6 protein-coding genes, 1 tRNA gene and 1 pseudogene are annotated in these 7,899 nt (G+C 65.8%); 1 reads left to right on the top strand and 7 read right to left on the bottom strand.

Annotated elements, in window-relative coordinates:
• Positions 1-94 precede the first annotated feature (94 nt).
• From AC5RTT_RS18930 to AC5RTT_RS18905, 6 genes and pseudogenes are all read right to left on the bottom strand, one after another.
• Positions 95-988: pseudogene (locus tag AC5RTT_RS18930) on the bottom strand (serine/threonine-protein kinase); the annotation flags it as partial.
• Complete coding sequence (locus AC5RTT_RS18925; RefSeq protein WP_494146481.1) at positions 985-2,445, bottom strand: peptidoglycan D,D-transpeptidase FtsI family protein; 1,461 nt, start codon at positions 2,443-2,445, stop codon at positions 985-987. The pseudogene AC5RTT_RS18930 and the gene AC5RTT_RS18925, both read right to left, overlap by 4 nt.
• Positions 2,442-3,839 (bottom strand): FtsW/RodA/SpoVE family cell cycle protein, encoded by a 1,398-nt coding sequence (locus tag AC5RTT_RS18920; RefSeq protein WP_494146480.1) that lies wholly within the window; start codon positions 3,837-3,839, stop codon positions 2,442-2,444. Before AC5RTT_RS18920 ends, AC5RTT_RS18925 begins: the two co-directional genes overlap by 4 nt.
• A complete protein-coding gene (locus AC5RTT_RS18915) occupies positions 3,836-5,539 on the bottom strand; it encodes a PP2C family protein-serine/threonine phosphatase (protein ID WP_494146479.1) in 1,704 nt (567 codons plus the stop codon). Before AC5RTT_RS18915 ends, AC5RTT_RS18920 begins: the two co-directional genes overlap by 4 nt.
• A 2-nt stretch (positions 5,540-5,541) precedes the next feature.
• A complete protein-coding gene (locus AC5RTT_RS18910) occupies positions 5,542-6,024 on the bottom strand; it encodes an FHA domain-containing protein FhaB/FipA (RefSeq protein ID WP_494011377.1) in 483 nt (160 codons plus the stop codon).
• Positions 6,021-6,764, bottom strand: a complete 744-nt coding sequence (locus AC5RTT_RS18905; RefSeq protein ID WP_494146478.1) for an FHA domain-containing protein — start codon at positions 6,762-6,764, stop codon at positions 6,021-6,023. Before AC5RTT_RS18905 ends, AC5RTT_RS18910 begins: the two co-directional genes overlap by 4 nt.
• 375 nt (positions 6,765-7,139) lie before the next feature.
• Here AC5RTT_RS18905 and AC5RTT_RS18900 point away from each other — a divergent pair.
• Positions 7,140-7,222, top strand: a tRNA-Leu gene (locus AC5RTT_RS18900).
• A gap of 190 nt (positions 7,223-7,412) precedes the next feature.
• On the opposite strand, the gene AC5RTT_RS18895 is transcribed toward AC5RTT_RS18900, so the two are convergent.
• On the bottom strand, positions 7,413-7,899 hold a 487-nt coding region (locus tag AC5RTT_RS18895; protein ID WP_494146477.1), incomplete at its 5' end, for a FadR/GntR family transcriptional regulator.

Here is a 7,899-nt window from a genome sequence, read left to right as displayed (position 1 = left end):
TGGACTGCACCGGAACCACTTCCGAAGTTATGACCCTTCAACAGGGGTCCGTGTTTGCTCATCTGGTGTTGCCCGGCCCGGGAGATACGCCGTGGACGGGGGCGGTGATGGGGCCGGTTGACGCATCGAAAAGAAGCATGCCGGGTACGGCGGCGCGTGCTGCGTTGATGTCACCGTTGCGGATGGCCTCGGCGGCCTCCGCCAGCTTGATGGCGTTGGCCGGGCGGTCCTTGGGGTCCTTGGCCAGCATGGACATCAGCAGTGCGCGGACCGGTGCGGGCAGGCTCTCCGGCAGGGGCGGCGGCGCGTCGTTGACCTGGGCCAGGGCGATCGCGATCTGGGACTCCCCGGAAAAGGGCCGGTGTCCGCTGAGGCACTCGTAGCCGATTACTCCCAGGGAGTAGATGTCCGATGAACCGGTTGCGGTCTGGCCGGTTGCCTGCTCCGGCGCCAGGTATTGGGCCGTGCCCATTACCTGGCCGGTCTGGGTGAGCGGAACCTGGTCCGCGAGCCGGGCAATGCCGAAGTCCGTGACCTTTACCCGCCCGTCAGGGGTGATCAGGAGGTTTCCGGGCTTGACGTCGCGGTGAACCAGGCCCTGGGCGTGGGCAACGGCCAGGGCACGGGCGGTCTGGGCGATGATGGACAGCGTGCGGTCCGGGGAGAGCACCTGCTCGCGCTCGATGATGGTGCTCAAAGGCTGTCCGGGAACGAGCTCCATGACCAGGTAGGCCGAGCCCTCCTCCTCGCCGTAATCGAAGACGTTGGCGATGCCTACGTGGTTCAGGAGTGCGGTGTGGCGGGCCTCCGCGCGGAACCGCTGGAGGAACCCGGGGTCACCGGTGTATTCCTCCTTGAGTACCTTGATCGCGACGATGCGGCCCAGGACGAGGTCTTTCGCCTTCCAGACTTCCCCCATGCCGCCAATCGCGATCCGCGTGGTCAGCTGGAATCTGCCGCCGAGGGTGATTCCGGTTGTAGGCCTCACTTATTCAACACCGCCTCAAAAATTCTCTTCGCGTTCGGACTGGTCAGCTGTGCGCCGGTGTTGATGTCTACGCCCTCCATGACGATGGTGACACCCACCTGCGGATTGTTTGCGGGGGCAAATCCCGTAAACCATGAGTTGTTGGTTCCGTTGCCGAGCTCCGCCGTTCCGGTCTTGCCCGCCACCTGGACACCCGGGACGCCTGCGCGGTTTGCAATGCCTTCGCTGACCGCGCTGACCATCCAGTCCGTGATCTGGTTGGCGATGGCGGGGGTGGTGGACGTGCGGAGCGTCTTCGGCTGCGGTTCATCGATGACCCGCAGGTCCGGGGCGCGCAGGACCTTGATGAGGTTGGGCTGCATCTGCACGCCGTCATTTGCGATGGCCGCGGTCATCATGGCCACCTGCAGCGGCGTGGCGCGGACATCCTTCTGGCCGATGACGGACTGTGCCAGGCCGGGGCCGTCCAGGTCATCCGGGAAGGTGTTGCCGCTGGCGTAGTCGAGCTTCAGCTGGTCACCCATGTCCTGGCCGAAGCCGAACTTCTCGGCCTGCTCGGCGATGGCGTCCCGGCCAATATCCAGGGCGATGCTCGCGAAGGGCGTGTTGCAGGACTGTTGCAGGGCGAAAGCGAAGCTGGCCGTGTTCCGGGTGTAGCAGTTGCCGCCCGCATAGTTGGGCAGGCGGTACTGGATACCTTCGAACGGCAGTTCTGCCGGATTGGGAAGTTCACTGTCCTTGTTGTACTTCCCGGATGCCAGGGCAGCGGCGGTATCCACCAGCTTGAACACGGAGCCGGGGGCGAGCAGTTCGCCGGTGGGCCCGCTGACGTTCGGGTTCAGGTTGATTCCGGGCACCTTGACCAGTTCATTCATGCTGGAAGCGGCAGCGGTGAGGTCCTGGGTAGCCACGAGGTTGGGGTTGTAGGAGGGCTTGGACACCATGGCCAGGATGGCGCCGGTCTTGGGGTTGGTGACCACGATGGATCCCCGCTGACCGTCCGGGATCAGGCTGTAGGCGAGCTGCTGGAGCTCAGGATCGATGGTGAGCTCCACCGATGCCCCCTTGGGCTGGTTGCCGAGGAACAGTTGTCCCACCCGGTCCAGGAACAGCTGGTCCGAGTTGCCCGCCAGTTCGCCGCCCATGGACTGCTCCAAGCCGGTGGCGCCGAAGTTCTGGGAGAAGTACCCGGTGATGCCGGCGTACAGCTCCGGCTGCGGGTACGTGCGCTGGAAAGCACAGGTCTCCGAGCCGCTTTCCACGGACTCCGCAACCGGGGAACCGCCAACAACGATGGCCCCGCGGTCGTTGCAGAAACTTTGCAGGACAGCGCGCTGGTTCCAGGGGTTTGCCTTGAGTTCGTCAGCGCCGATCACCTGGACATAGCTGATGGCGCCGAATATCAGGGCGAACATGGCGACGGCCGCCACCCACGAATGCCGAATTGCCTGGTTCACAGGTGCTTCACCGCCTCGGTAGGAGTGTCAATGCCGGTTGCTTCGGCTCCCTTGGCCGGCGGCAGGGGTGTGGTGTCCACGGGGCCGCGGGCGGTATGCGAAATCATCAGGAGCAGGCCAACGATGATCCAGTTGGCCAACAGTGACGACCCGCCCGCAGCCAGGAAGGGCGTGGTCAGGCCGGTCAGGGGGATCAGGCGCGTCACGCCGCCGATCACCACGAAGCATTGCAGCGCCACTGCGAAGGACAGGCCGCAGGCGAGGAGCTTTCCGAACGCGTCCCTGGTGCCTAGTGCGGCACGGAAGCCGCGGGTGAACAACAGGAGGTACATCAGGACGACGGCGAACAGTCCGATGAGCCCCAGCTCCTCACCCAGGGACGCGATGATCATGTCGCTGTTGGCGAACGGGACCAGGTCCGGCCGTCCCTGCCCCAGTCCGGTGCCCACCAAGCCGCCATTGGCCATCCCGAAGAGGCCCTGGACGATCTGCAGGCTGCCGCCCGGGGAGCGTCCGTACACCTCCTCGGTGAAGGCGTTGAGCCAGCCGTAGATCCGGAGCTCCACGTGGGAGAACACCTGGGCTGCAACGAACCCGCCGCCGGCGATGAGGGCCAGGCCGATCACCACCCAACTGATCCGGCTGGTGGCCACGTAGATCATCACGATGAACAGGCCGAAGAAGAGGATGGAGGAGCCCAGATCGCGCTGGAAAATGAGCACGCCGATGCTGACCAGCCAGGCAGTGATCATCGGGCCCATGTCCTTGAACCGCGGGAACTGCAGCGGGCCAACCTTACGGCCTGCCAGCAGGATGAGGTCACGGTTGGAGGACAGATAACCGGCGAAGAATATGGCCAGGGTGATCTTGGCAACCTCGCCTGGCTGGAATGTCATGGGGCCGAGCCGGATCCATACCCGGGCGCCAAGGATCTCGCCGGCGCTAATGCCGGGCACCAGGGGCAGGATCAGCAGGAATGCACTGGCCGCCAGGGAGATAAACGTAAAGCGGCGGAGGATCCGGTGGTCCTTGAGGAACCAGATCACGGCGATGGCTACGGCCATGGCAATCAGGGTCCAGCGCAACTGGTTGTTCCCGGTGTCCTCGCCCGGTGCGTCCAGGCGGTGGATCATTGCCAGCCCGATCCCGTTCAGGGCGACCACGATCGGAAGTATTACCGGATCGGCATATTTGGCGCGAAATCGAAGGACGCCATGGAAAACCAAGGCAGCCACTGCCAGGAGGCTGGACTGGAACCAGAAATCGGAGTCGAATGCCTTTTCCTGGTCAACGCCGACCAGCATGTTGGCGCCGATGCCTACGGCCAGGGCCAGCAGAAGCAGGGCGAGTTCAACGTTGCGGCGCGGTTTGGGAGTGGTGCTGAGCTGGCTCATTGGCCCACCTCGCAGGTAACAGTGGGTGTGGGTGAGGGGGACGGGCTGGCCGGAGCCGCCGCGGCGGGATCGGTGGCGGCCGGCGACGCGGAAGCCGTGGGTGCCGGTGCGGATGTTGAGGGCGCGGCGCTGGCCGAAGGGGACGGGCACTCGTCTTCCGGGGACGTGCTGCCCGTCAGCTCGAGGTTCTTCACGATGCGCTGTGCGTCGTAGAGGTCGTTGGCGGGCACCGTCTGGCGGACCCGTTGCTGGGAGAAGGGCGGTAGTGAGTCCATCCGGATCTCAGTGACCGTTTCGAGGCTGGACAGCTGGATGGGCCCCAGCCGCTGGGAAACCCCGTTGAAGATCGCGACCCGGGAATCGTGCTCGCCAATGTAGTAGCGGGTCTGGGTCCAGGCATAGCCCAGCCATAAGCCCACGGTCAGGACCACCAGGAGGGCGGCCGCGATGGTCCACGTGACCCATCGGCGCGGCTTCAGCGGAACGAGGGTTTCGTCCTCGTCGCCTGTGAGCGGCTCTGCCTTGTGGGTGAGGAGGGTTGCGGCGCGCCGGGCGACAGTCCGTCCGCCGATAGTGGGGATGGAACCGGACTCGGCGGCAGCCGCTGCGGCCCCGACAAGCTCATGCGGCCTGCTGGAAAGTTCTTCGCGGAGAACCTCGGCGGTCAGGTGCTCGCCGAGGTGCGGATCCGTGGAACCGGGCTCCACCACGCCCGATCCGGAATGTTCGCCGTCGGGCTTATCTTCGCCCTCTCCTTGGGAGTCGTCATCCTTGCCGGCGTCCGAAGGCTTGGCTCCGGTTCCAGGGATGCCGGACCCCTTTGGCGGAGGGGTTTTGCCGGTAGGCGCACCAGGGTCAGCCGCCGCGGCAGCGGGCTTGGTGCCCACAACGGGAGGGATGACGTCGACGGCGGCGGTGCTGACGTCGTCGGGCGTCTCTTCCACGATCTCCACCATCACAACGGTGACGTTGTCCGGGGAGCCCGCCTCGAGGGTCAAATCGACGAGGGTTTCCACGCACTCGCGGAGGTCCCTGGTTTCCTTGACGGTGCGCTCCACGGCATGTCCCGCCACGTAGTTGAGACCGTCGGAGCAGAGCAGCCAGCGGTCGCCAGCCTTCACATCAAGAGTGTCGAGGTCCAGTTCGGGGCTCGCGTCCACGTCGCCAAGGACCCGCATGAGCACGTTCTTGTGCGGATGGCTTTCCGCTTCCTCCGGCTTGAGCCGGCCTTCGTCGATGAGCCGCTGGACGAACGTGTGGTCCACGCTGACCTGCTTGAACTCGCCGTCGCGGAGGCGGTAGGCGCGGGAGTCGCCGATGTGGGCGAAGTGCAGCTTGCCCTCGGCGAGCAGCAATGCCGTGACCGTGGTGCCCATCCCGGCCAGCTTCGGGTTGATGTGCACCAGCTCGGAGAGCAGGGAGTTCGCGGTCTGGATCTCGTCCGCGAGGATTGTGCCCGCATCGCCGTCGTAGTCCGAGCGGTCCAGGTGGATCATGTCCAGGACGGTGGCGGCAGAGGCGACGTCGCCGCCCGCATGGCCGCCCATGCCGTCAGCCACGACAGCCAGGTGGCGTCCCGCGTACGCCGAGTCGTCGTTCTTTGACCGGATCCGGCCCACATCGGAACGCGCGGCGAAGCGCATGATGAGGGGCCGCTCCGCGGGCTTCTGCCCGTCTGCGGTGTTGTCTGGGACGGCCACGGCTATGGCCTCAATTCGATGACCGTCTTGCCGATTCTCACAGGTACGCCTGGCTCAACGGGGAGTGCACGGGTCAGTTGCTGGTCAGCGAGGTAGGTTCCGTTGGTGGAACCCAGGTCCTCGATGAACCAGCGGCTGCCCTGGGGGAACAGCCTGGCGTGACGGCCCGAGGCATAGTCGTCCTCGAGGACCAGTGTTGCCTCCTGGGCGCGTCCCAAGAGGATGGGGCTGGCGGCAAGCGGCACCGAGGTCCCCTTCAGCGGTCCCTCGACCACCACCAGCTGCCGGGCCTGCTGCTTGGCGGGTGCCGGCGGGGTATCGGCAAGATCCGGGTTTTTGCGGACCTGCCGGGCAGTGGGCGCCCCGGACGCTGCCTTGCGCCCCACCATGAGGTCGCGGCGCATGGCAGAGACGATGCTGAAAATGAGCACCCACAGGAGCAGGAGGAAGCCAAACCGCAGCGCGGTGATGGTGAGGTCGCTCATGCGGGGCCACCCGGGCTGGCTGGAAGCAGGCGGAAGATAATCTTTGTCCGTCCCATCGTGATGGTGGAGCCGTCGGTGAGTTCGGTGCTTCCGGAAACCTTTTGGCCGTTGACGTAGCTTCCGTTGGTGGAACCCATGTCCACCGCCGTGGAGACGCCATTCGCGGTGCGGATCTCGAGGTGGCGGCGCGAGACGCCCGTGTCCTCCACGTGGATGTCGGCGTCGGACGACCTGCCGAGCACGATGGAGGGGGCATTGAGGGAATAGCGCTGGCCGTCGATGTCCAGGACGGGCTGGAGCCGGACCGGCTGGCGGCTGGGCGCGGCCGGAACGTTGGGCCGCACGGGAGGAGCGGCCGGAGCGGCGCCTGATTTCTCCGTGGAGGAGACGATCTCGAAGTCTCCGGCCCGCAGTTCCGTGTCCCGGCGGAAGGAGATCCGCACCGGGCCCTGCAGTGTGTAGCCCTGGCCGCGGACATGGTTGATGACAACGTCACAGAGTTCCTCTGCCAGCGGGGTGCCCCATTCCTGGGCCCGCCGGAAGTCGTCGTCGCTGAGCTGCACGTCGAAGACATTGGGTGCCAGTGTCCGCCCGGCGGTCACGGTCAGGGACCTGTGGTCCACTTCCCGGCGCAGCCGGCTGGCGATTTCCACTGGCTCAACCTGGGCCTTGGATCCGGTGGAGAAGACGCCCCGGACAGCCTTTTCAATGCCGCGTTCAACTTTGTCCAGCAGGCCCATGGTTCTTCTCCTTTCCCCCCGGATACGGGGCAGTCCTAGTTCCGGAACTTCTCTTTACGTGCAGTTCACAACCCGGCAGTGCACCTGCAGGACGCAGCCGCCTCTACATCCGATACTACTGGGCAGGCCTGTGAATGACCTTAATCCACAACGGCCCGCCGCCCGGAAAAGTTCGTGCCCCGGGATCCCGGAAGCCGTTCCTGACGGCCGTTTCACCTGCGGCAGGACAGGGAATCCCGGCTGTCCGTATGGGGTTCCACACAGCCTCCAGCAGGCCAATTGGTGTTTTGCGGCATCTGTCCGTTATGCTTGATCTCGCTGCTTTTACAAGACTGCGAATCCGGGAAACCGGAGTGGTCCGGTGGAAGAAGTTGCGCGCGAGTGGCGGAACGGCAGACGCGCTGGCTTCAGGTGCCAGTGTCCGAAAGGGCGTGGGGGTTCAAATCCCCCCTCGCGCACGCAAATGGAAGAGCCCCGGTCTTAGGACCGGGGCTCTTTTGCGTTGTCTTCTGGTGTTGATAGCCGTGCTTGTTCGCGCATCAGTGCATTCGGGATTCCGATGCGCAAACACGCTTAGGTGCGGCGGTGATAGGGCGCGACGGCGGGCGGCCGCCACGGTGCCTGCGCCCGCTCAGGCGCTGCCCCGGCTCAGCCGGACGCGCGAGCGGAAGCCCTGAACCGGCGTCGTGAGTTGGCCAGGTGGCTGCGCATGGCGGCTGCGGCCGCGGCCTCGTCGCCATCGCCGATGGCGTCTGCGATGGAACGGTGCTCCTGCACTACCTGGTCGAAATGATCGCGGGCATAGTGCTCGACGCCGGTCATCAGGCGGGTGCGCGGCATCGCGATCATGGTCTGCCCCAGGGCGGCGAGGCAGTCGGAGAAGTACGGGTTTCCGGAGGCGGCGGCCACCGCCCGGTGGAATTCGAAGTCGGATTTCATGGCGTGGGCCGGGTGCCCGGCGCTGCCGGTGAACTCCTCGAGTGCCGCCTGGACAGCCCGGAGCTGCCGTTCGGTGTGGTTGCGTGCGGCCAGCGCTGCAGCCTCCGTTTCCACGCCCATCCGGAACGCCAGCAGGTGCAGCCGGTCTTCGGTGGTGGCCACCGGACGGGCCCCCGGCGCAGCCGCGGGCCCGTCC

The organism is Arthrobacter sp. Y3221157, from assembly GCF_059089865.1.
Note: the sequence above shows the minus strand (reverse complement) of the source record. Positions and strands in the feature narration are given on the sequence as shown.